This is a genomic window from Streptomyces sp. NPDC033180 (assembly GCF_055577645.1).
This window is the reverse complement of record NZ_JBVIPU010000008.1, coordinates 234477-256563: the sequence shown is the minus strand read 5'-3', so window position 1 is coordinate 256563 and position 22087 is coordinate 234477. Positions and strand designations below refer to the sequence as shown.

The 22087-nt window shown below is 70.8% G+C and carries 23 protein-coding genes and 1 riboswitch; of the genes, 10 read left to right on the top strand and 13 right to left on the bottom strand.

Annotated features, from left to right (window positions below):
• Nucleotides 1-158: 158 nt before the first annotated feature.
• Together ACZ5WE_RS23010 and ACZ5WE_RS23005 are read left to right on the top strand one after the other, a co-directional pair.
• A complete protein-coding gene (locus tag ACZ5WE_RS23010) occupies nucleotides 159-824 on the top strand; it encodes a response regulator transcription factor (protein ID WP_467691844.1) in 666 nt (221 codons plus the stop codon).
• Nucleotides 821-2266 carry a sensor histidine kinase gene (locus ACZ5WE_RS23005; RefSeq protein WP_467691723.1) on the top strand — a complete coding sequence of 482 codons (1446 nt, stop codon included), beginning with the start codon at nucleotides 821-823 and terminating at the stop codon, nucleotides 2264-2266. Before ACZ5WE_RS23010 ends, ACZ5WE_RS23005 begins: the two co-directional genes overlap by 4 nt.
• Nucleotides 2267-2307: 41 nt before the next feature.
• On the opposite strand, the gene ACZ5WE_RS23000 is transcribed toward ACZ5WE_RS23005, so the two are convergent.
• The 3 genes from ACZ5WE_RS23000 to ACZ5WE_RS22990 all read right to left on the bottom strand — a co-directional run bounded on the left by ACZ5WE_RS23000 (nucleotide 2308) and on the right by ACZ5WE_RS22990 (nucleotide 4422).
• A complete protein-coding gene (locus ACZ5WE_RS23000; protein WP_467691721.1) occupies nucleotides 2308-2703 on the bottom strand; it encodes an ATP-binding protein in 396 nt (131 codons plus the stop codon).
• A 146-nt stretch (nucleotides 2704-2849) separates the two neighbouring features.
• Nucleotides 2850-4139 (bottom strand): metallophosphoesterase, encoded by a 1290-nt coding sequence (locus ACZ5WE_RS22995; protein WP_467691719.1) that lies wholly within the window; start codon nucleotides 4137-4139, stop codon nucleotides 2850-2852.
• 40 nt (nucleotides 4140-4179) lie between these two features.
• On the bottom strand, nucleotides 4180-4422 hold the full coding sequence (locus tag ACZ5WE_RS22990; protein WP_249588213.1) for an SCO4848 family membrane protein: 243 nt from the start codon (nucleotides 4420-4422) through the stop codon (nucleotides 4180-4182).
• On the opposite strand from ACZ5WE_RS22990, the gene ACZ5WE_RS22985 reads away from it, so the two are divergent.
• Nucleotides 4361-5803 (top strand): D-alanyl-D-alanine carboxypeptidase, encoded by a 1443-nt coding sequence (locus ACZ5WE_RS22985; RefSeq protein ID WP_467691717.1) that lies wholly within the window; start codon nucleotides 4361-4363, stop codon nucleotides 5801-5803. The genes ACZ5WE_RS22990 and ACZ5WE_RS22985 overlap by 62 nt on opposite strands.
• Here ACZ5WE_RS22985 and ACZ5WE_RS22980 read toward each other — a convergent pair.
• From ACZ5WE_RS22980 to ACZ5WE_RS22965, 4 genes are read right to left on the bottom strand one after another with little or no spacing between them, the layout of a single operon-like run.
• Entirely contained in the window at nucleotides 5754-6713 is a 960-nt protein-coding gene (locus tag ACZ5WE_RS22980) for a YihY/virulence factor BrkB family protein (RefSeq protein ID WP_467691715.1), read from the bottom strand. The genes ACZ5WE_RS22985 and ACZ5WE_RS22980 overlap by 50 nt on opposite strands.
• The gene (locus tag ACZ5WE_RS22975) at nucleotides 6701-7126 is read right to left on the bottom strand and encodes a GtrA family protein (protein ID WP_467691843.1); all 426 of its coding nucleotides are present in this window, start codon (nucleotides 7124-7126) and stop codon (nucleotides 6701-6703) included. Before ACZ5WE_RS22975 ends, ACZ5WE_RS22980 begins: the two co-directional genes overlap by 13 nt.
• 26 nt (nucleotides 7127-7152) lie before the next feature.
• The gene (locus tag ACZ5WE_RS22970) at nucleotides 7153-8100 is read right to left on the bottom strand and encodes a decaprenyl-phosphate phosphoribosyltransferase (protein ID WP_467691713.1); all 948 of its coding nucleotides are present in this window, start codon (nucleotides 8098-8100) and stop codon (nucleotides 7153-7155) included.
• Entirely contained in the window at nucleotides 8093-8614 is a 522-nt protein-coding gene (locus ACZ5WE_RS22965) for a phosphatase PAP2 family protein (protein WP_467691711.1), read from the bottom strand. Before ACZ5WE_RS22965 ends, ACZ5WE_RS22970 begins: the two co-directional genes overlap by 8 nt.
• A 166-nt stretch (nucleotides 8615-8780) precedes the next feature.
• Here ACZ5WE_RS22965 and ACZ5WE_RS22960 point away from each other — a divergent pair, with 166 nt between their 5' ends.
• Together ACZ5WE_RS22960 and ACZ5WE_RS22955 are read left to right on the top strand one after the other, a co-directional pair.
• Nucleotides 8781-10163, top strand: a complete 1383-nt coding sequence (locus ACZ5WE_RS22960; RefSeq protein WP_467691709.1) for an FAD-binding protein — start codon at nucleotides 8781-8783, stop codon at nucleotides 10161-10163.
• 20 nt (nucleotides 10164-10183) lie between these two features.
• Nucleotides 10184-10939 (top strand): decaprenylphospho-beta-D-erythro-pentofuranosid-2-ulose 2-reductase, encoded by a 756-nt coding sequence (locus ACZ5WE_RS22955; protein ID WP_467691707.1) that lies wholly within the window; start codon nucleotides 10184-10186, stop codon nucleotides 10937-10939.
• A 45-nt stretch (nucleotides 10940-10984) separates the two neighbouring features.
• Here ACZ5WE_RS22955 and ACZ5WE_RS22950 read toward each other — a convergent pair whose 3' ends face one another.
• Together ACZ5WE_RS22950 and trpS are read right to left on the bottom strand one after the other, a co-directional pair.
• A complete protein-coding gene (locus ACZ5WE_RS22950) occupies nucleotides 10985-11572 on the bottom strand; it encodes a 2'-5' RNA ligase family protein (RefSeq protein ID WP_467691705.1) in 588 nt (195 codons plus the stop codon).
• A gap of 73 nt (nucleotides 11573-11645) precedes the next feature.
• Entirely contained in the window at nucleotides 11646-12659 is a 1014-nt protein-coding gene (gene trpS, locus ACZ5WE_RS22945; RefSeq protein WP_467691703.1) for a tryptophan--tRNA ligase, read from the bottom strand.
• 171 nt (nucleotides 12660-12830) lie between these two features.
• On the opposite strand from trpS, the gene ACZ5WE_RS22940 reads away from it, so the two are divergent.
• Genes ACZ5WE_RS22940 through ACZ5WE_RS22930 form a run of 3 tightly spaced genes read left to right on the top strand, consistent with a single transcriptional unit; the run spans nucleotide 12831 to nucleotide 15170 of the window.
• The gene (locus ACZ5WE_RS22940) at nucleotides 12831-13439 is read left to right on the top strand and encodes an RNA polymerase sigma factor (RefSeq protein WP_467691701.1); all 609 of its coding nucleotides are present in this window, start codon (nucleotides 12831-12833) and stop codon (nucleotides 13437-13439) included.
• Entirely contained in the window at nucleotides 13432-14292 is an 861-nt protein-coding gene (locus tag ACZ5WE_RS22935; protein ID WP_467691699.1) for a hypothetical protein, read from the top strand. Before ACZ5WE_RS22940 ends, ACZ5WE_RS22935 begins: the two co-directional genes overlap by 8 nt.
• 44 nt (nucleotides 14293-14336) lie before the next feature.
• Nucleotides 14337-15170: a hypothetical protein gene (locus tag ACZ5WE_RS22930; RefSeq protein ID WP_467691698.1), complete on the top strand. Its 834-nt coding sequence runs from the start codon at nucleotides 14337-14339 to the stop codon at nucleotides 15168-15170.
• Between the two features lie 62 nt (nucleotides 15171-15232).
• On the opposite strand, the gene ACZ5WE_RS22925 is transcribed toward ACZ5WE_RS22930, so the two are convergent.
• Nucleotides 15233-16576, bottom strand: coding sequence for a serine hydroxymethyltransferase (locus ACZ5WE_RS22925; RefSeq protein ID WP_467691696.1), 1344 nt, complete (start codon nucleotides 16574-16576; stop codon nucleotides 15233-15235).
• 40 nt (nucleotides 16577-16616) lie between these two features.
• A riboswitch (ZMP/ZTP riboswitch) is annotated at nucleotides 16617-16707 on the bottom strand.
• A 111-nt stretch (nucleotides 16708-16818) separates the two neighbouring features.
• Here ACZ5WE_RS22925 and rocD point away from each other — a divergent pair.
• Entirely contained in the window at nucleotides 16819-18021 is a 1203-nt protein-coding gene (rocD, locus tag ACZ5WE_RS22920; RefSeq protein ID WP_467691695.1) for an ornithine--oxo-acid transaminase, read from the top strand.
• Nucleotides 18022-18394: 373 nt separating this feature from the next.
• Here rocD and ACZ5WE_RS22915 read toward each other — a convergent pair whose 3' ends face one another.
• From ACZ5WE_RS22915 to ACZ5WE_RS22905, 3 genes are all read right to left on the bottom strand, one after another.
• A complete protein-coding gene (locus ACZ5WE_RS22915; protein ID WP_467691694.1) occupies nucleotides 18395-19186 on the bottom strand; it encodes an SAM-dependent methyltransferase in 792 nt (263 codons plus the stop codon).
• A 77-nt stretch (nucleotides 19187-19263) separates the two neighbouring features.
• A complete protein-coding gene (locus ACZ5WE_RS22910) occupies nucleotides 19264-20454 on the bottom strand; it encodes a glutathionylspermidine synthase family protein (protein ID WP_467691693.1) in 1191 nt (396 codons plus the stop codon).
• Between the two features lie 101 nt (nucleotides 20455-20555).
• The gene (locus ACZ5WE_RS22905; protein ID WP_467691842.1) at nucleotides 20556-20909 is read right to left on the bottom strand and encodes a hypothetical protein; all 354 of its coding nucleotides are present in this window, start codon (nucleotides 20907-20909) and stop codon (nucleotides 20556-20558) included.
• A 258-nt stretch (nucleotides 20910-21167) separates the two neighbouring features.
• Here ACZ5WE_RS22905 and ACZ5WE_RS22900 point away from each other — a divergent pair, with 258 nt between their 5' ends.
• Nucleotides 21168-22025 (top strand): hypothetical protein, encoded by an 858-nt coding sequence (locus tag ACZ5WE_RS22900; RefSeq protein ID WP_467691840.1) that lies wholly within the window; start codon nucleotides 21168-21170, stop codon nucleotides 22023-22025.
• Nucleotides 22026-22087: the final 62 nt, after the last annotated feature.

Here is a 22087-nt window from a genome sequence, read left to right as displayed (position 1 = left end):
CACGGACCGGGTCTTCGTACAACGCCCGCGCCGATACTGAGGTCATGAGCCACGCCGAAGGGCAGCAGGGAACAGATGTCGGAGTGCGAACCGGTGCGGGCGGTCCGGGTGGTCCGAGCGGTCCGGGTGGGCCGAGCGGCCCGAACGCCGGCGCCACCGTGCTCGTCGTCGAGGACGAGCCGAGCATCGCCGACGTGCTCGCCATCGCCCTGCGCTACCACCGCTTCGACGTGATGGTGGCGGGCACCGTGCGCGAGGCGCTCGCCCTCGCCGGGCGCACCCGCCCGGACGTGGCGCTCCTCGACGTGATGCTGCCGGACGGCGACGGCCGCGCCCTGGCCGGTGAACTCCGCGCCCGGTGGCCCGATTCGGCGCTGCTCTTCGTGACCGCGCGGGACGCGCCGGCCGAGGTCGTGGGGGCGCTCGGCTTCGGCGACGACTACATCACCAAGCCGTTCAACATCGACGAGGTCATCGCGCGCATCGGGGCGGTCCTGCGCCGCACCAGGGCGGGTGACGTTCTCCCCCAGCGCCCGCCGCTGCGCTACGGCGACCTGGAGCTTGACGAGACGACGTACGTGGTGCGTCGCGCGGGCCGCACGGCGCAGCTCACCCCCACCGAGTACGCCCTGCTGCGCTTCCTGGTCCGCAACGGCGGCCGCGTGGTGCCCAAGGAGCAGCTCCTGCGCCATGTCTGGCAGTACGAGCACCCGGCCGAGTCGACCGTCGTGGAGACCTACATCAGCTATCTGCGGCGCAAACTGGACGCGCTGGGCCCACCGGTGATCACGACCCGCCGGGGTGTCGGATACGGCCTCGCATGAGGCGTGCGCACCGCGGCTTGAGCTCGCTGCGCGCCAAGCTCACGTGGGTGAACGTGGCCCTCCTTGCCCTCGGCATCGTCGTGGCGACCGGGGTGAGCGTCATGGGGATGCGCCACTATCTGCTGGACAGCGTGGACTCCGAGCTCGCGCAGTCGCGCGCCTCGCTGTTGAGCACCGGCCTCACCATGAAGGAGATCGGACGGCTCAGTGAACTGGGCATCGCGCTCGACAAGCTCTCACCCGGCGGCAAGGAGCGCGCGAGCCCCCTGCCCCTCGGGGACGCGCTGTTCGTGGCGGTGGACGAGCGCGGCGAACCCGTCGCCATCGGCTCGCTCGACCCGACCCCGCGCCAGCGCGCCCTGGCCGCAGCCGTCGACGCCCCCGATGCGGTCGCCGACAGGTCCGAGCCGCGGGACATCACCCTGGACGGCGACGCCCACCGCGTAGTGGGCGCGAAGCTCGCGGACGGTACGACGGTCCTGATGGCCGCTGCCACCCAGGACGTGGAATCGGGCATCAAGAAGGCGCTCAAGCTCGACGCCGCCTTCGGAGTGGTCCTGTTGGCGCTGCTCGCCGTCCTGACGATGATCTCCGCGCGCCACCGGCTGCGGCCCCTGGAGGACATGGTCGAGACGGCCTCCGCCATCGCCGAGGGGGATCTGACGCGGCGCGTGCCGTCGAGCCGTGCCCCCGCGATGGAGACAGAGCAGCTGCGCCTCGCCCTCAACTCCATGCTCCACCAGGTCGAGTCCGCGTTCGAGACCCGCGAGCGCAGCTCGGCGCAGCTGCGCCGCTTCGTGGCCGATGCCTCGCACGAGTTGCGTACGCCCTTGTCGGCGATCCGCGGCTACCTCCAGCTGTACGACAAGGGGATGCTCCGCGACCGGGCGGAACGCACGCGCGCGTGGAGCCGCGTCATCGCCGAGACCGACCGCATGGGCCACCTCGTCGACGAGCTGCTCACCCTGGCCCGCCTGGACCAGCAGCCGGAACTGCGCTTCAGGAACGTCGACTTGAGCCGTCTGGTACGGGAAGCCGCCGACGATCTGCGGGCACAGGAGCCGGAGCGACCGCTCACGGTCCGCGCCGACGGGGCGGTGCTGATCCGCGCGGACGAGTCGGGGATGCACCAGGTGCTCGGCAATCTGCTGGGCAACGTACGCGTCCACACGCCCGCTGACGTGCCGGTCACGCTGGGCGTGGAGCGGAAGGACGGGGTGGTGCGGCTGCGCGTGGCCGACCGGGGGCCCGGACTCACGGAGGAGGACGCTGCGCGCGTGTTCGACCGGTTCTTCCGGGCGGGCGGGGGTGCGGGCAGCGGGCTCGGGATGGCGATCGTGCAGGGGGTCGTCGCGGCGCACGGCGGCGAGGTGGGGGTGGAGACGGCGCCGGGGGCGGGGCTCACGGTGACGGTCGCGTTGCCTGCGCGAACGACTGGTTGAGAGCGCCCGGGGGAGGGGCGTGAGGCCGCTCAGGGCGCCTCTCAGGCCCGTAGCAGCGCCCACACCGTCTTCCCGTGCCGCCCCCGCTGCCAGACGCCCCACACCTCGGAGAGCGAGTCGAGCAGCCGCAGACCGCGGCCGCTCTCCTCCCAGGGCCCCGCTTCCCGGAGCTCCGGGCTGGCGGGGCTTTCGTCGGACACCTCTATGAAGCAGTCGCCGTCGGCGAGCACCGTGACGACGACCTCGAACTCCCGGTCCGGGACGGGGCCGTGGCACACCGCGTTCGTCACGAGCTCCGAGACGAGGAGCACGGCGTCGTGCAGCGCCGCACTCTCCTCCTTGTGCCCCCAGGCGGCCAGATGATCGTGCACACGGAGCCGGGCGAGCGAGACGGATGCCGGATGCGGTGGCAGCCGGAAAGCCTGACGTCGCAACAACGTTCCCCCTATGGCACACCAAAGCACCAGCAACCGCTCACACTTCCGACACTTAATGCTGCGCAGAGGTAATGCCCGGTGTCACACCGTCACCTTACGGCCCGGTTGTATCCGGCCAGGTCGTATCGCGTCGAACCAACACACGATTACGCATGGCGGGAGGCCAGCTCGACCACCGTGATGTCGGACGGCGCCCCGACCCGCACCGGCGGCCCCCACGCCCCCGCTCCCCGCGTCACGTACAGCTGCGTGTCGCCGTACCGTTCAAGCCCCGCGAGCGTCGGATTCGCCAGGTCGGCGATGAAATTGCCTGGCCACAGCTGTCCGCCGTGGGTGTGCCCGGAGAGCTGGAGGTCGACGCCGTGCTTGACGGCGTCGTGGATGACGACCGGCTGGTGGGCCAGGAGCACGGAGGCCCGCGAGCGGTCCCGGTCGCCGAGCGCCTCGGCGAAGTCGGGCCCGTGCCCCTCGCGCTCGCCTGCCACGTCGTCCACTCCGGCGAGGTCGAAGCCGGGCAGTTCGGTGCGGGCGTTCTCCAGGGGACGCAGGCCGAGTTCACGTACGTGATCGACCCACTGCCCGGCTCCCGAGAAGTACTCGTGGTTGCCGGTCACGAAGTACGTCCCGTGCCGCGCCCGGAGCTGCGCGAGCGGCGCCGCGGCAGGACCGAGGTCCTCGACGCTGCCGTCGACCAGGTCGCCGACGACCGCGATGAGGTCGGGCTGCGTGCCGTTGATCGTGTCGACCACGCGCTGGGTGAAGCCTCGGCCGAGAATCGGCCCCAGGTGGACGTCGCTGACCACGGCGATCCGGAACCCGTGCGTCCCGCGCGGCAGCTTGGCCAGCGGCACGGTGACGCGCTTCACGCGGGGGCCGCGCAGGACGCCGTACGTTCCGTAGCCGACTGTTCCGACGGCGACGGCCGCGGCGGTCCCGCCGACGATGCGGGAGACGAAGAGACGGCGTGAGGGGGCGGTCGGCACTGTCGCCACCGGAGCGGAGGCGGGGGCTTCCTCCGGCTGGGCAGGGGTCTCCTCCTCCGGGTGGGCAGGGGCCACCCCCTCCGGCTGGGCAGGGGCCTCCCCCTCCGCCTCGACGGTGTCCTCCGTAGAGGCGGGTTTCGCGCCATGCCGCAAGAAGAAGGGCCGTACGAGCTCACCGACAAGCAGCGCGAGCACGAGATAGATCGACAGCGCCATCCACATGAAGCCGGGCCAGGCGAGCACCTTCTGCAGCCAGAACGGCGCACCGGCCCGCTCACTGGCGACCGCGGCGAACATCAGCAGGGGACCCGCCACGAAGATCACGGCGCCCGCGCGCCGGGCGACCCCGGGCCGGGACGTGGTGTCCCGCACCAGGCGCCGCCACGCGTACCACTGCATTCCGGCGAGGGCCGCGAGCGCGGCGATACCGGCCAGCACGAACAGGATGACCACGGTTGCGCGCCCCTCAGCAGTGCCCGAAGTGACCGATCAGCTATGACGTACGGCGCAGAGCGCGCACTCCGCGCAACCCGATGGTCCCTACCACCGTCCCCAAGACAAAGGAGGCGACGGCGAGCGTCAGGTGCACCCAGAAGTACGCGGTCGGGTCGCCTGCGTCATCGAAGGCGAGCCCGCTGCCGTCCTTCCACAGGTTCTTGACGAAAGTGATCCAGATGAACCAGCTCCACACGCCGAAGGCGAGCAGGAACCAGGAGACCGGGCGGCTGAGCTTCATACGTTCAGTATCGCGAGCCTCCCTTCCGCATCGCGGCCGGGGTGGGGAGTCCGGGCCCCCGAAGACACAGCCGACCTCGGCGGCGACTTCCACAGCGGCGCCCTGTACGTTCTCGTCCGTGCCTGCCGTAAAAAAGACCGCCTTGTTGGTCACTTCCGCCGCATTGCTGACCATGTCGACCACGGCTCCCGCGTGGGCGGACGACAAACCGGGGGGCGAGAAGAAGCCCAAGCCCCCGGCTTCGATGTCGACGGTGGGGGGCGCCAAGCTCGGCGAGCCGGGCACCCAGGTGAGTCTCAAGGAAGGCGCTCCCGTCCTCCCCAAGGACCTGTCGGCGCGCTCCTGGATGGTGTCGGACGCCGAGACGGGCGAGGTGCTCGCCTCGCACAACTCGCACTGGCGGCTGGCCCCGGCGAGCACCCTGAAGATGCTCTTCGCGGACACGGTCCTGCCGAAGTTCCCCAAGACGCAGAAGCACAAGGTCGAGCTCTCCGACATGGCGGGCATCGGCGCCGGCAGCAGCATGGTCGGCATCAAGGAGAACGAGACGTACACCGTCCACGACCTGTGGCTCGGCGTCTTCCTGAAGTCGGGCAATGACGCGGTGCACGTCCTGTCGGCGATGAACGGCGGTGTCCCGCAGACCGTCAAGGACATGCAGTCGCACGCCGAGGAGCTGCAGGCCCTCGACACGCACGTGGTCAGCCCGGACGGCTACGACGAGAAGGGGCAGGTCTCCTCCGCGTACGACCTGACGCTGTTCGCCCGCTCGGGGCTGCAGAAGAAGGACTTCCGCGAGTACTGCTCGACGGCCACCGCCAAGTTCCCCGGCGAGACCAAGAAGGTCACGAAGGGCAAGGACAAGGGCAAGAAGAAGCGCGAGTCCTTCGAGATCCAGAACACCAACCGGCTCCTTACGGGGGACATCGGTCTCTCCCCCTACAAGGGCATCGCGGGCGTCAAGAACGGCAGCACCACGAACGCGGGCAACACGTTCACCGGTGTCGCCGAGCGCGACGGCAAGGTACTGCTCGTGACCGTCATGAACCCCGACTCCGGTGAGCAGCACGCCGTCTACAAGGAGACCGAGCGCCTTCTCGACTGGGGCTTCAAGGCCTCCGGCAAGGTCGAGCCCGTGGGCGAACTGGTCGCCCCGAAGAGTGCCGGTACGGGCAGCGGCAAGGGCGCTCCCGGTGGGGCCGGCAAGGGCGGCTCGGACTCGTCCAAGAACGTGGCACACGCCTCCGACAAGGAGTCGGGCAGCGGTGTCGGCATCGCACTCGGGGTCGCGGGCGGCGTCCTCGCGCTCATCGCCGCCGGGTGGTTCGTGCTCAACCGCCGGCTGCCGCTGGACCTGTCGCGGCGGAAGAACCGCCGCTGACGTCGCCGGGCTTGTCCTGCCGCGGCTCTTCTCGAGCTTCGTCGGCTTCTTCTTCTGTACGTGACTGCTTCCGCGTCGCCGTCCAGGCGGCGCAGAACAGCAGGAGTTTCGCGGTGAAGTTGATCCACAGGAGCAGCGCGACGGGCACTCCGAAGGCGCCGTACATGCTCTTCGCGGCGACGCCCTTCATGTAGCCGCCGAGCAGCAGCTTGAGCAGCTCGAACCCGGCAGCGCCGATCAGACCGGCGGTGATCAGGTGGCGGCGCGGCGGCTGGACGCCCGGCAGCAGGGTCAGGACGTAGAGCAGCAGCAGGAAGTCCGCGAGGACGGCGATGGCGAACGCGATCGCCTGGAGCAGCAGCCCGCCCCAGCCGTCCTCGGAGATCCCGATGAGGTCGGCGCTCCAGCCGACGGCGGTCGATGCGAGGGTCGAGGCGACGACGGACGCGAGCCCGGCGCCGCCGAGTCCGATGAGCACCCCGGCATCCTTGACCTTGCGCATGACGGGGTTCTCGTCGATGTCCTCCAGCTCCCAGACGACCCGCAGGCACTCCCTTATCGAGCCGACCCACCCGATGCCGGTGAAGAGCAGCAGGGCGCCCGCGATGAGCCCGACGGTGCCCGCGTTGGCGACCAGGGCGTCCAGGTTCAGCTGGTCGGAGATGCCGGGGACCTGCTTCGAGATGGTGTCCTCGAGCTTGTTCTGCTGACTCTTGGAGAGGGTCGCGGCGGCGACCGCGGCGGCGACGGTGATCAGCGGGAAGAGCGCCAGGAAGCTGATGAAGGTCATCGCGGCCGCGAGACGGCTCCAGTGCACGCTGTCGAGCCGCTCGTACGCGCTCCACGCGTGCGTGCGCATCAGGCGCTCCACCAGGGGCCCGATGCCGGGGAGTTTCTTCAGCCAGTCCATGATGCCTCCCTGCCCGTTGTGCGGAAGACCAAGGTCCGGGTACCCCAGAAACGCAGAACAGTGGCGAGTGCCATACCGACACCCGCTCCGGAGATGGTGTCCGCGCGCTGTGAGGTGAGGCCGAGGCCGTAGTGGGACACCGCGATGCAGAGCAACTGCACGAGGGCGCCCGCGATGTTGACGGCGAAGAAGATCCCGTACTGGCGCAGGCGCGACACTCCGGCAACCTCGCGTCGCCGGTAGGTGCCGAGCGCGTTGCCCGCGTACGCGACCGTGCAACCAGCCACGAACGACAGCGCCTTGGCGGTCAGCGGGTCGAGACCGACGGGCCCGCGCAGCCAGATGAAGAGGCCGAGGTCGACGGCGTACGCGCAGATCCCGGCGGTGGCGAAGCCGAGCAGTTCGGGGCCCATGACCCGTAGCCGCTCCCTGAGGGCGCTCACCAGTCGGCGACCGCTAGGCCGTACATGGCGATCCACACCAGGCCGATGACGGCCAGCGCGCGGTCGCGCAGGACGACGTCCTCGGGCTCGCCGGCCGTGCCCCGGTCGGCGAAGACGGCGTATCGCAGGACGGCGAGGACGAAGGCGGCCATCGACAGCTGCCGCCAGGGCAGCAGGCTGCCGTTGGCGGTGCCGCCGCTCTCCATGGCCCACAGGCAGTACGCGAGGACGGCGACACCGGCGGCCAGCTGCCAGACGAAGCGGAGGTAGCCGGTGGTGTATTCGGTGAGCAACGCGCGCGTGGCGCCCGCTTTCCCGGACATCTGCACGGCTTCGGAGTAGCGCTTGGCGGAGACCATGAAGAGGGCGCCGAAGCCCGTGGTGATCAGGAACCACCGCGAGAGCGGGATGTCCAGGGCCACTCCCCCGATCATCGCCCGCATCAGGAAGCCCGTGGTGACGACGGCGAGGTCGACGACGAGGATGTGCTTGAGGCTGACGCAGTAGGCCAGTTGCATCACTACGTAGGCGGCGAGCAGGCCGGCGGTCAGAGGCGTGCAGAACGCGGCGGCGGCCACCGGCGCGAGGACGGCCAGCAGCCCGCCGACCGCGTAGGCGAGCACCACCGGGACCTGCCCGGCGGCGACGGGCCTGCGGCACTTGGTGGGGTGGGCGCGATCCGCGTCGGCGTCGCGCGCGTCGTTGATGAGATAGACGGCGGACGCGGCAGCCGTGAACAGGCCGAACACCACTGCGAGTTGGATGAGCGAGTGGCGCGAGAAGAGCTCGCCCGCCGCGGCGGGGGCCGCGACGACCAGGACGTTCTTCACCCACTGGCGGGGGCGCGCGGTCTTCAGGAGGCCGAGCGGCAGGGCGGCCAGGGAGCCCGTGCCGGGCGGCCGGGGCGGCTGGGGGCGTTCGAGCAGGGCGGTGCGGTCAGCCATGCGCGCGGCCCCCGTTCATCCAGGCGGAGCCCACGCGCGCGGTGAGAGCGCCGAGGGCCGCTCCGGCGGCCACGTCGCTCGGGTAGTGGACGCCGACGATCATCCGCGAGACGCACATCGCGGCGGCGAGCGGCGGAACCACGCGCGCTCCGACGGGGCTGAGCGCGCCGTACGCGACGGTGGCCGCGGCGGCCGAAGTGGCGTGCGAACTCGGGAAGGAGTGCCGCCCCGCGGTCCTGACGAGGGGTTGCGCGCCCGTATCTCCGCCGGGGCGCGGGCGCCGTACGACTCGCTTGAGGCCCATGCTCGCCAAGTGCGCCCCGGCGGTCAGCGCCGTGCCGCGCAGCCACGCGCCGCGCCGCTCACGGTCGACCGCGGCACCCGCGAGCCCGGCGACGATCCACAGGGCGCCGTGCTCGCCGGTCCAAGACAGGGCCCGTGCGGCGGCGGCCACGCGGGCGTCGGAGCCGCAGTCGCGCAGGGCCGACAGCAGCCGGTGGTCCATGTCGTGCATGTGGCCTCCCTCTCCGGGGACTTCAAGGACCTGACCTCCCGACTCTTCTAGGCAACCTCTCAATATTTACGCCAATATAGGACGACACTCCATCAATCACCCATTTCGGTGAGAGCTCTGACGAATATGGGCAAACTGCTGTTGCGCGGACGATACGGTCACACCTATGCCTGCCGACTCCGCTCCGCCCGCCGATTCCGCGATCGCGCCGACTGTGTCCGTCTCGGGCTGGGGGCGCACCGCCCCGTCCACGGCCCGCCTGATCCGCCCCCGTTCGCCCGAGGAGGCCGTGGCAGCCCTTGAGGCCTGCGGTGAGCGTGGCGGCATCGCCAGAGGCCTCGGGCGGGCCTATGGGGACGCCGCGCAGAACGCGGGCGGCGCCGTGATCGACATGACCGGCATGGACCGCGTGCACGCCATCGACGCCGACGCGGGCACCGTCCTGTGCGACGCCGGGGTCTCGCTGCACCGCCTGATGGAAGTCCTGCTTCCGCTCGGCTGGTTCGTGCCGGTCACGCCGGGGACCCGCTATGTGACCGTCGGCGGCGCGATCGGCGCGGACATCCACGGCAAGAACCACCACGGGGCCGGATCGTTCTCGCGCCATGTGATGGCCGTGGAACTGCTCACCGCCGACGGCACGGTGCACGCGGTCGAGCGCGGCAGTGCCCTGTTCGACGCGACGGCGGGCGGCATGGGCCTGACCGGCCTGATCCTCGCCGCGACGCTGCAACTGCAGCCGGTCGAGACGTCGTTGATGACGGTGGACACGGAGCGTGCCACCGACCTGGACGACCTGATGGCCCGCCTCACCGCCACCGACCACCGCTATCGCTACTCCGTCGCCTGGATCGACCTCCTCGCGCGCGGGGCATCGATGGGCCGCTCGGTGCTCACGCGCGGCGACCACGCTCCCCTGGACGCCCTCCCGGCACGCACGCGTAGAGCCCCGTTGACGTTCCGCCCGGGTCAACTGCCGCCCGCCCCGCGCTTCCTCCCCGAAGGGCTGCTCGGCCGCAGGTCGGTGGGCCTCTTCAATGAGCTCTGGTACCGCAAGGCACCCCGCTGCCGAGTGGGCGAGCTCCAGAAGATGTCGACGTTCTTCCACCCCCTGGACGGCGTCCCGCACTGGAACCGCGTGTACGGCCGCGGGGGCTTCGTCCAGTACCAATTCGTCGTCGGATACGGCAAGGAGGAGTCCCTGCGCCGCATCGTGCGGCGCATCTCGGAGCGCGGCTGTCCCTCCTTCCTCGCCGTACTGAAGCGCTTCGGAGAGGGCGATCCTGGCTGGCTCTCCTTCCCCATGGCCGGCTGGACCCTCGCCCTGGACATCCCGGCGAACCTGCCGGGCCTCGGCGCCTTCCTCGACGAGCTCGACGAGGAGGTCGCCGCCTCCGACGGCCGCGTCTACCTGGCCAAGGACTCCCGCCTGCGGCCCGAGATGCTCGCCGCGATGTATCCGCGGCTCGACGACTTCCGCGGGCTGCGGGCCGACCTCGACCCGCGCGGTGTGTTCCGCTCGGACCTCTCACGCCGCCTCGCCCTCTAGCACCTCCAGGAGTTGGTCCCATGAAGGACGCCTTCGGCACCCCCCAGTCCCTGCTCGTACTCGGCGGTACCTCCGAGATCGGCCTCGCCACGGCCCGCCGTCTCGTCGCCCGGCGCACCCGCACCGTGTGGCTCGCCGGACGACCGTCCCCGGGCCTGGAGAAGGCGGCTGCGGGCCTGCGTGACATGGGTGCGGACGTCCGCACCGTCGCCTTCGACGCGCTCGACTCCGAATCCCACGAGCCCACGCTCGGCAAGATCTTCGCCGAGGGCGACATCGACATGGTCCTGCTGGCCTTCGGCATCCTCGGCGACCAGGCACGCGACGAGGACGAACCGCTCTCGGCGGTGCGGGTCGCGCAGACCAACTACACCGGCGCGGTCTCCGCCGGCCTGGTGTGCGCGCGGTCGCTGCAGGCCCAGGGGCACGGCTCCCTGGTGGTGCTCTCCTCCGTCGCGGGCGAGCGGGCCCGCCGCTCGAACTTCATCTACGGGTCCAGCAAGGCGGGCCTGGACGCCTTCGCCCAAGGCCTGGGTGACGCGCTGCACGGCACGGGGGTGCACGTGATGGTCGTACGCCCCGGCTTCGTACGCTCGAAGATGACGGCGGGCCTGGAGGAGGCCCCCATGGCGACCACTCCGGAGGCGGTCGCGGAGGCCATCGAGACGGGCCTGCGGCGGCGCTCGGAGACGGTGTGGGTGCCCGGCGCGCTGCGGGTGGTCATGTCGGCGCTGCGGCACGCCCCCAGGGCGGTGTTCCGGCGGCTTCCGGTGTGAGCCCGCTGGTGTGAGCCCTGTCGTGTGAGCTCTCCGGGGCGGCGATCAGCGGGCGGGCAGCGTGCCGTGCGCGGCCGGGGCGGAGGCCTGCGGAGGCACGAGCGGGCCGCCACCGCCGAAGGCGAACTCGCGCAGCTTGCGCCACACGCCGTCCGCGCCCTGCTCGTAGAGCGCGAAGCCGGTGCAGGGCCACTGCGCCTCGTACTCCGAGAGCTCCTCGTACGCTCGGTCCATGGCCTCTTCGGAGATGCCGTGCGCCACGGTGACGTGCGGGTGGTACGGGAACTGCAGCTCGCGCGCCATGGGCCCCGACGCGTCCCGCACCCGCTCCTGGAGCCAGCCGCAGGCGGCGCCGCCCGCCATCACCTGGACGAAGACGACGGGTGACAGCGGACGGAACGTGCCCGTCCCGTAGAGCCGCATCGGGAAGGGGCGCCCGGCGGCCGCGACGGCCCCCAGGTGCGCCTCGACGGCGGGCAGCGCCGTGGAGTCCACCTCGGTCGGCGGCAGCAGCGTGACGTGCGTGGGGATGCCGTGCGCCGCGGGGTCCCCGAAGCCCGCGCGCCGCTCCTGGAGCAGGCTGCCGTGAGGCTCCGGGACCGCGATCGACACACCGATCGTTACGGTCCCCACGTCGTACTCCTGTCGGTCGGGTGGCGGGCAGAGGGCGCTGCTGTACCTGGTGTGGTGCAGGGGGCTGTGTGGCTCAGTGCTTGGCGGGCAGAAGGCCCACCTTGTCGTACGCCTGGGCGAGGGTCTCCGCGGCGACGGCGCGTGCCTTCTCCGCGCCCTTGGCCAGGATCGAGTCGAGCGTCTCCGGGTCGTCCAGGTAGGCCTGGGTGCGGTCCCGGAAGGGAGTCACGAAGTCGACCATGGCCTCGGCGAGGTCAGTCTTCAGCGCACCGTAGCCCTTGCCGGCGTACTTCTGCTCCAGTTCCGGGATACCGGCGCCGGTGAGCGTCGAGTAGATGGTGAGGAGGTTGCTGACACCCGGCTTGTTCACGGTGTCGTAGCGCACGACCGTGTCGGTGTCGGTGACCGCGCTCTTGACCTTCTTGGCGGTGGCCTTGGGCTCGTCGAGGAGGTTGATCAGGCCCTTGGGGGTGGACGCCGACTTGCTCATCTTGATCGACGGGTCCTGAAGATCGAAGATCTTCGCCGTCTCCTTGAGGATGTACGCCGCCGGGATGGTGAACGTCTCGCCGAAGCGGCCGTTGAAACGCTCGGCGAGGTCGCGGGTCAGCTCGATGTGCTGGCGCTGGTCCTCGCCGACCGGGACCTGATTGGCCTGGTAGAGCAGGATGTCCGCGACCTGCAGGACCGGGTACGTGAAGAGGCCCACGGAGGCGCGGTCCGCACCCTGCTTGGCCGCCTTGTCCTTGAACTGCGTCATACGGGACGCCTCGCCGAAGCCCGTGAGGCAGTTCATGATCCAGCCGAGCTGCGCGTGCTCGGGAACGTGGCTCTGCACGAAGAGCGTGCAGCGCTCCGGGTCGAGTCCGGCGGCGAGCAGCTGGGCCGCGGCGAGCCGGGTGTTGGCGCGGAGCTCGGCCGGGTCCTGCGGGACCGTGATCGCGTGCAGGTCCACCACCATGTAGAACGCGTCGTGGGACTCCTGCAGCGCCACCCACTGGCGGACCGCGCCGAGGTAGTTGCCGAGGTGGAACGAGCCTGCGGTGGGCTGGATTCCGGAGAGCACGCGGGGACGATCAAGGGCCATGGAGCCATTCTCTCAGGTGTCTCTCATTGCTCGGAAACAGACGTGTGACGGGTGTGCCGCGATCTTGTCCTGTCTCCCTCTCCTGCCTCCCTCCCCCTCTCCCGTCTTCCTCTCTTCGATCCGGTCGTCGCGGATACGGAACCGATCCCGGTCGGCCGGTGTATCAAGAGTGTGAGGGCACAGGGGGAGGTCCTGGAGGGGGGCCGCGTCGTCGACGAGGGTGCGGTGATCGCGCGTGTGCGCGCCGGGGAGGCGGAGGCATACGCGGAGTTGGTGCGCGCCTTCACCGGGCTCGCGCTCAGGGCGGCCGCGGCACTCGGGGCGGGAGCGGACGCGGAAGACGTGGTGCAGCAGGCCTTTTTCAAGGCGTACTGCTCCTTGGGGCGATTCAAGGACGGCTCGGCGTTCAAGCCGTGGCTGCTGTCGATCGTCGCCAATGAGACGAGGAACACAGTGCGTTCGGCGGTGCGGCAGCGGTCGCTCGCCGGACGCGAGGCGGCCCTCGTCGAGGCGGAACCGCTGATACCGGAATCGGCGGACCCGGCGGTGGCGGCGCTGCAGGACGAGCGTCGGACGGCTCTGCTCGCCGCGCTCGACCGGCTGAGCGAGGAGCACCGCCTGGTCGTCACGTACCGCTATCTCCTGGAGATGGACGAGACGGAGACGGCCGAGGCGCTGGGCTGGCCGCGGGGCACGGTGAAGTCCCGGCTGAACCGCGCGCTGCGGAAGCTGGAGCGGATCCTGCCGCAGAGTGCGGAAGGAGGTGACGGGCATGAGTGAGCGGGGCGACGGCCAGGACGGGGAAGCCGCCGAGGGAGCCGAGCCGGGCGCCCGTCGGCTTCCTGAGGAGCTGCGGGCACTCGGCCGCTCCTTCGACGCCGCCGGTGGCACCGACCCCGGCGGTGAATCGATGGCCGAGCGGGTCATCGCGCAGATCATCGCGGAGTCGGTGCCGGTCCCGGTGCCCGAGCCGCCGGGTCTCCTCTCCCGGCTGCGGTCATGGCTGCGGGCGCGGTGGCGGGTCCTGATGGCTGCGCTGTGCGGGCTCCTGACGGCGGCGGTGCTGACACCGCCGGTGAGGGCCGCGGTTTTCGAATGGTTCGACTTCGGCGGCGTCGAGGTGCGGTACGACCCGTCGGCGACCCCGCCGACCAAGGCCGGAGTGCCGGGGTGCGGTGACGCGGTGAGCCTGTCCGAGGCCGAGCGGCGGGCCGGATTCACACCGGCGGTCCCGAGCGTGCTCGGCGCTCCGGACGCCGTGGCGGTGACGCGTGAGCCGGGCGCGCGCGTCCTGGTCACGCTGTGCTGGCGCGACGAGGGCCGGACGATACGGCTCGACGAGTTCGGGGCACGCCTGGACCCGAGCTTCAGCAAGAGGGTGACGGAGTATCCCGACTGGGTGCGGGTCGGGCGGGAGACGGGGCTGTGGTTCTCGCGCCCGCATCGGCTGACGTTCTGGATGATCGAGGGCGATGGCGACCGGTGGACGCGTTCCGAGCGGACGGCGGGGCCGACGCTCCTGTGGACTCAGGGGCCGGAGCTCACGCTGCGGCTCGAAGGCGTGGCGTCGAAGGAGCGGGCGCTGGAGATCGGGAAGTCGGTTTCGGTTCGGCCGGGCGAATCGGGAACCTGAACGGCTCGGGCGGTGTACCAGAAGTGACGCGGTGCGGACGGGTCGTGCCGGAGAGCGGCTGGGGGATCGACATGCGGATGCGGACGGCAAGGGGAATGTGCGGGTCGGTGGCGGGGTTCGCGGCCACGCTGGCGGTGCTGGTGGCGGGAGCCCCGCAGGCGGTGGCGGGCGGGTCGACAAGCGTCCTCGTGGTCGCCCCGGAGAGCGGCCAGAGCACGGCGCTGTATACGAGCTCCAAGGAGTACGAGGACCTGGAAAGCTCTCTCGGCTACCTCGGCGACGGCTTGGGCAAGGGACAGCGTGAGCAGCCGCCGGGCCTGTCGATGGGCGACGGACGGCGTCAGATCAATGTGACGTGGATGATGCATGACGTGCGGCCGTGGCGGGTGGACCGGGCCTATCCGGTGGCCTCCGGGTCCAAGGACGGCGAGGACGGCGAGGACGGCAGGGGCGGTGGGAGCGGCGACACCGTGTGGATCCACACGACGACGGACGTCGCGTCCATGAAGGGCGTCTGGCACAAGGCGAAGGACCCGGTTCGTCTGACAGCGCTGTTCGAGAAGCTCGGGGTCCTGGGCGGGCCGACGGACAAGGGCAGCCATGCGATACCGCCGAAGGCAGACTCGGCCCCGCCGCCGGCGTCCGGCTCGGAGGCCGGGGGCGGGGACGAGGGCGGGCAGGCTGCGAGTGACCGGAGCCATGGCGCTGCGGGTGATGGCGGCACGGACTGGTGGTGGGCGATACCGGGCGCCGCGGCGGGGGCCGCGGGTGCGTTGCTGCTGCGGGGGCCGATCGCCGAGCGCCGTCCGCTCCTTGCCTCGCCGCGTGGGCGGCGGCCTCATGAGGACGGCCCTCGGCAGGAGTTGAGGGACGCGTGAGGGCTTCGGCCGCTCCCGGCCGGTGAGTTGGCCGACCCGGAGCGGCTGTTCGGCCCGGCGGGTCAGTGGCCCGGCAGCCCCGGGGCCGGGTGGGCGGCCATCAGGTCGGCGACCTCGGACCGGATCTTCGTCAGGGCGTCCTCATCTTCGGCACGGGCCGCGGCTACGCCTCGGTCGATCCAGTCGGCGACGGTCGGCATGTGCTGCGTCCCGAGACCGCGGGAGGTGAGCGACGGGGTGCCGATGCGGACGCCGGAGGGGTCGAACGGCTTCCTCGGGTCGTACGGCACGGTGTTGTAGTTGACGACGATCCCGGCCCGGTCGAGGGCCTTGGCGGCGACCTTGCCCGGGACGTCCTTGGGGGTGAGGTCCATCAGGATCAGGTGGTTGTCGGTGCCGCCGGAGACCAGGTCGAAGCCGCGGGCGAGCAGCGCTTCGGCGAGGGCCTTGGCGTTGGCTACGATCGACTGGGCGTAGTCGCGGAAGGAAGGTTGCGACGCCTCGTGCAGGGCGACGGCGATGGCCGCGGTGGTCTGGTTGTGCGGGCCGCCCTGCAGGCCGGGGAAGACCGCCTTGTCGATGGCCTTGGCGTGCTCCTCGCGGGACATCAGCATCGCGCCGCGCGGGCCGCGCAGGGTCTTGTGGGTGGTCGTGGAGATCACGTCGGCGTGCGGCACCGGTGAGGGGTGGGCGCCGCCCGCGATCAGGCCGGCGATGTGCGCGATGTCGGCGACGAGGACGGCCCCCGCCTCGTGGGCGATCTCGGCGAAGGCGGCGAAGTCGATGGTGCGAGGGAGGGCGGTGCCACCACAGAAGATCAGCTTCGGGCGTTCCTTGAGGGCGAGATCGCGGACCTCGTCGAAGTCGATGCGGCCCGTGTCGTGGCGGACGCCGTACTGCACGCCGCGGAACCACTTGCCCGTGGCGGAGACGCCCCAGCCGTGGGTGAGGTGACCGCCCATCGGGAGGGCCATGCCCATCACGGTGTCACCGGGCTCGGCGAAGGCGAGGTAGACGGCGAGGTTGGCCGGGGAGCCGGAGTAGGGCTGGACGTTGGCGTGCTCGACGCCGAAGACGGACTTGGCTCGGGCTACGGCGAGGCGCTCGACGGGGTCGATGTTCTGCTGGCCCTCGTAGTAGCGGCGGCCGGGGTAGCCCTCGCTGTACTTGTTCTGCAGGACCGTGCCGGAGGCTTCGAGGACGGCGGTGGAGACGTAGTTCTCGCTGGGGATCAGGCGCAGGGTGTCGGCCTGGAGTTGTTCCTCGGCGGCGACGAGTGCGGACAGCTCGGGGTCCTGCGCTGCGAGGACGGGGTGGCTGAGGGCGTTCGGGAGATCCGGGGAGAGCGCGGAATCCGAGGAAACGGCATCCGAGGAAGCGGGATGCGAGGAAGGGGAGTGAGTCATGGCGTCCTCCGGGGCGAGCGGTGAGTGTCCGGTCGTGGTCCCGGGGTGCCCAGGCGGTCGGCACCTCGAAGGTTCTGCCTCGCACGGCTTCCTCGGGGTCCGTTCCCCGTGCGCCAGTCGCCGTGCTGTAGAGACCAGCCTATCGGGCACGCCGGGTCGGCAGGTTTCTTCGTCCACGATCCGAGCGACGATAGAACTTGGGCGCCACACCCGCCCCATGCCGCAGGACGAACGGAGACCCCGTGTCGACTACCGAAGAGTTCATCACCTCGGCCGAAGCGCACAGCGCGCACAACTACCACCCGCTGCCCATCGTGGTCGCGTCCGCCGAGGGTGCCTGGATGACCGACGTCGAGGGGCGCCGCTACCTCGACATGCTGGCCGGGTATTCGGCGCTGAATTTCGGGCACGGCAACCGCCGCCTGATCGACGCGGCCAAGGCGCAGCTGGAGCGGGTGACGCTCACCTCGCGGGCCTTCCACCACGACCGGTTCGCCGAGTTCTGTACGCGGCTCGCGGAGCTGTGCGGCAAGGAGATGGTGCTGCCGATGAACACCGGGGCGGAGGCGGTGGAGACGGCGGTGAAGACCGCCAGGAAGTGGGGCTATCAGGTCAAGGGCGTGCCCGACGGGCGGGCGAAGATCGTCGTGGCTCGCGACAACTTCCACGGGCGGACCACGACCATCGTCAGCTTCTCGACGGACCACGAGGCGCGGGCGGACTTCGGTCCGTACACACCCGGCTTCGAAATCGTGCAGTACGGCGACCTGACGGCGTTGCGGGCCGCGGTCACGGAGAACACCGTGGCCGTGCTCCTCGAACCGATCCAGGGAGAGGCCGGGGTCCTGGTGCCGCCGGCCGGATATCTGGAGGGCGTGCGGGAGTTGACGCGGGAGCGGAACGTCCTCTTCATGGCGGACGAGATCCAGTCGGGGCTCGGCAGGACGGGCAGGACGTTCGCTTGCGAGCACGAGGGTGTGGTCCCGGACGTGTACATCCTGGGCAAGGCGCTCGGCGGGGGCGTCGTGCCGGTGTCCGCGGTGGTGGCGGACGCGGATGTCCTGGGGGTGTTCAAGCCGGGCGAGCACGGGTCGACGTTCGGCGGCAATCCGCTGGCGTGCGCGGTGGCGCTGGAGGTCGTGGCGATGCTGAGCTCGGGCGAGTTCCAGCAGCGGGCCACCGAGCTGGGCGAGCATCTGCACGCCGAGCTGGGGCTCCTTGCCGGTACGGGCGCGGTGACGCAGGTCCGGGGCCGCGGGCTGTGGGCGGGCGTCGACATCGAGCCGTCGCACGGCACGGGCCGCGAGATCTCCGAGAAGCTGATGGACCGGGGTGTGCTGGTCAAGGACACCCACGGGTCGACGATCCGGATCGCTCCACCTCTGGTGATCAGCAAGGAGGACCTGGACTGGGGGCTTGATCAACTGCGCGCTGTGCTGGCTTAGTTCACCGGTGGCCGGCGGCCGGCAGCCGGTGGCCGGTGGCCGGTGGCCGGTGGCCGGTGGCCGGTGGCCGGCAGCCGGCGGCTCTGGTTCCTCGGGGTCCGGTGAGTCGAGGGGGGGCGGGGGTGGCGTGACCGCGGGGAGCAGTTCGCTGAGCTCGGCTGGGACGAGACGGTCGGTCACGCGTACGCTGCGGGTCGGCATCTCGGAGTCTGCGGGATCGGCGACGCCTCGGTGCGCTTCGTTTACGACTCGCTGAACGCGGGTGAGGCCGCGTTCAACGAGACGGACGCCGCACTCGACGGCCTCCGTTTCACCGGCCCCGCCGCACTCGACGGACGTGGAATCACCGGCCCCGATCCGAGTGGCCCGGGCCTCAGCGCTTGAGGCCCACCCCGCCGAACATGGCCACGTCCTCGACGCCCGGCGTCGCCTCCCCCTCCGCACGCCAGCGGTTGCACGACACCACTCCGGGCGCGAGGAGCTCCAAGCCCTCGAAGAAGGCGGCGACCTGCTCGGGTGTGCGCTGCGTCAGCTTGGGCGTGCCGTTCTCGTTCCAGAACGCCACCGCCTCGTCCACGTCGGGCATCTCAGGGCTGGTGATCGTGTGCGACAGGACCAGGTGGCTGCCGGCCGGCAGGGCGTCGAGCAGGCGGCGCACGATGCCGTACGCCTCGGAGTCGTCGCCGATGAAGATGACGACTCCGAGCAGGATCAGCCCGACCGGGCGGTCGAAGTCCAGTGTCTTGGCAGCGTGTTCGAGGATCGCCTCGACGTTGCGCAGATCCTCGTCGAGGTAGTCGGTCCTGCCCTCCGGGGTGCTGGTGAGCAGGGCGCGCGCGTGGGTGAGGACCAACGGGTCGTTGTCCACGTAGACGACACGCGACTCGGGGGCGATCCGCTGGGCGACCTCGTGGGTGTTGTCGGCGGTCGGCAGTCCGGTGCCGATGTCGAGGAACTGCCGGATGCCGCACTCGGTCACGAGGTGGCTCACGGCACGCCCGAGGAACTGCCGGTCGGCCAGCGCGTACGCGCCGATGCCGGGGTGCAGCGCGCGGATCTGGTCCCCGGCGGCCTGGTCGACGGGGTAGTTGTCCTTGCCGCCGAGCCAGTAGTTCCAGATCCGGGCCGTGTGAGGCTGCGTGGTGTTGATCCTGCTGTCGGCCATGTTCGGTTCGCCTCCGAGTGCGTCATTCGATCAACCGGCAGCGTACTCGCGGGACTTCGCCAGGCCCCCGGAAGACCTCAGAGAATGACGTGCGGCAGGAACCTCGCGTACTCGTCCGTGATCAGGCCCGCCGACTCCCGGATGCCGAGCCCCGCCGCCTCGTCCTCGACGACCCACGCACCGAGCACCACGCGATTGCCGTCGAAGTCGGGCAGCGGCGCCAACTCCTGGTAACAGCACGCCTCTTCGCGGATCGCGGGCGCCGCACCCGGTGGGTGGACCGTGACCCCGGCGCCCTCGCGGCCGAGGAGGGGTTTGGCGACGTAGCCTCGGCCGGAAGCGAGCTCCCGGGGGCCGTCCAGGTAGGCGGGCAGGAGGTTCGGGTGGCCCGGGTACAGCTCCCAGAGCACCGCCAGCAGCGCCTTGTTGGAGAGGAGCATCTTCCAGGCGGGCTCGATCCACAGCGTGGAGCCGGTGCCGCCGCCGTTGTCGAGGGTCTCCAGGACATGCGGGGCGAAGCGGTCGGTGGTCAGCCACTCCCACGGATAGAGCTTGAAGCAGCTGCGGATGAAGCCGAGCTTCTTGTCGACGAAGCGCCGCGACAGCCGGTCCCAGCCGATGTCCTCCATGGAGATCGCCTCGGTGTCGAGCCCGGCCTGCTGCGCGGTCTCGCGCAGATACGCGACCGTCATCAGATCCTCGCCCAGCTCGTCACCCGCCGAGTGCGCGAAGTACAGCGGGCCGCCGGGCGGAAGCAGCGCGGCCTGCTTCTTCCAGGCGTCGACGAGGCGCTCGTGGAGGGAGTTCCACTGGTCGGCGCCCGGGAAGCACTCCTCCATCCAGAACCACTGGGGGCTCGCGGCCTCGACCAGGGAGGTGGGGGTGTCGGCGTTGTACTCCAGCATCTTGGCCGGGCCGCCGCTCGTACCTTCGTAGTGCAGATCGAACCGCCCGTAGAGGGAGGGGAGTTCGGTGCGGCGGTGCCAGGCCTCGGTGACCGCGTCGGCCACTCGGGGGTCCGTGATGCCGAGATCGGCGAGACGGCCCCGCGTGACGATGTGCTCGGCTGCCGCGAGGCACATCGCGTGCAGCTCCTCGACGACCTCTTCGAGGGCTTCCACCTCGGGCAGCGAGAAGACGTAGCAGGCGGACTCGTCCCAGTAGGGGCGTAGCGAGTCGTCGGGGTAGCGGGTGAGGGGGTAGATGAGCCCCTGGTCCTCGACGGTCTGCTGCCAGCCGGGGCGGGGGGTGAGGGTACGGCGTTCCACGGTCTCGGGTCTCGGTCTCGGGTCTGGGGGTGGGTCTGGGGCTGGTCTGGGGCTGGAGGTGGGTCTGGGTCAGCGTCTCGGAACTCGGTCTCGGGTCCCGCTCAGCCGCCGCCGCTGCCGCTGCCCGAGCAGCCGAAGCCGTCACGGTCGACGGCCTCACTGCGGCTGAACGTGCCGTAGTCGGCGCGGCGGCCTTCGATGTCCGCGTCGTAGTACCAGTCGGCTTCCATGCGACCGGACTTGCCCGTGCCGGTTCCGGTGCCGGCCCCGTACGAACTTCCGCCGGTCTGACGCCCCTTGCCGTACGAGGAGGAGGAGCCGGAGGACGAACCGCTCTTGCAGTTCTTGTCGGCGACGATCTTGTAGCCGGTGAGGTAGTCGTAACTGTCGCGGTCCACGCACCGCTTGTCCGGTTCGGAGCCGCACGAGGTCAGGGCCGCCGCGAGGACACCCATTCCGCCGAGTACGACCGTGCTGGACCGCAGCCTGCGCCGCTGCGCCCTCTGCTTCGGCTCCTGCTTCGGCTCGTGCTTGAGTTCCTGCTTCGGCTCGCGCTTGAGTTCCTGCTGCTCAGCCGCCATCTGCTCTACAGCTCCCCGTTGTCGTACATGTGTCAAAGCGTGTTCGGCGATCAGCGTAGGTAAGGGCCCGCGCGCCACGCCAACCGGCTCAGCCGAATCCCCTTCCTCTACAGTCACTTCGTGTCTCTTGGGATGATTTGCGCACTCGGTTCAGCGGTCTGCTTCGGCACGGCCTCCGTCTTCCAGGCCATCGCCGCGCGCGCCACGGCGCCGGGGACGGGGTCCGGGGTCGACCCCGCGCTGCTGCTGCGCGCGGCGAAGCAGTGGCGGTACATCGTGGGGCTCGGGCTCGACGGGCTCGGATTCCTGCTGCAGATCGTGGCGCTGCGCTCCATCCCGATCTACGCCGTCGGCGCGGCGCTCGCCGCGAGCCTCGCCGTCACGGCGGTGGTGGCCTCACGGTTGCTGCGGGTGCGGTTGAGCGGGGTGGAGTGGGCGGCGGTGGGGGTGGTGTGCGCGGGGCTCGCGCTGCTGGGGCTCGCTTCGGGGGACGAGGGGGATGACGTCGGGTCGACGACTCTGCGGTACGTGATGCTGGGCGTGGCGGTGGGGGTTCTGGTGCTGGGGGCCGTGGCGGGGAGGCTGCCCGGCCGTGCGCGGGCGTTGGCCCTGGGGCTCGGGGCGGGGCTCGGGTTCGGGGTGGTGGAGGTGGCAGTGCGGCTGATCGACGGTGTCTCGCCGGGGGCGTTGGCGGCCAACCCCGCTGCCTACGCCCTGCTGGTGGGCGGCGGGGCTGCGTTCTTGCTGCTCACGTCCGCTTTGCAGCGGGGGTCGGTGACGACCGCCACCGCGGGGATGGTGATCGGGGAGACGATCGGGCCCGCGGTGGTGGGGGTGGTGTGGCTCGGGGATCGGACCCGGGGCGGGATGGAATGGGTCGCGGTGCTGGGGTTCGTGGTGGCTGTGGTGGGGGCGTTGGCGCTGGCGCGGTTCGGCGAGCCGCCGGCTCCTGCGGAGGGGGTGGAACCCATCAGCCCGTCCGGCGTTTGAGGACGAACTCGGCGGAGCCGGTGATTGCGGTGCGCACGGCTGCGGAGCCCGTGATGACAGTA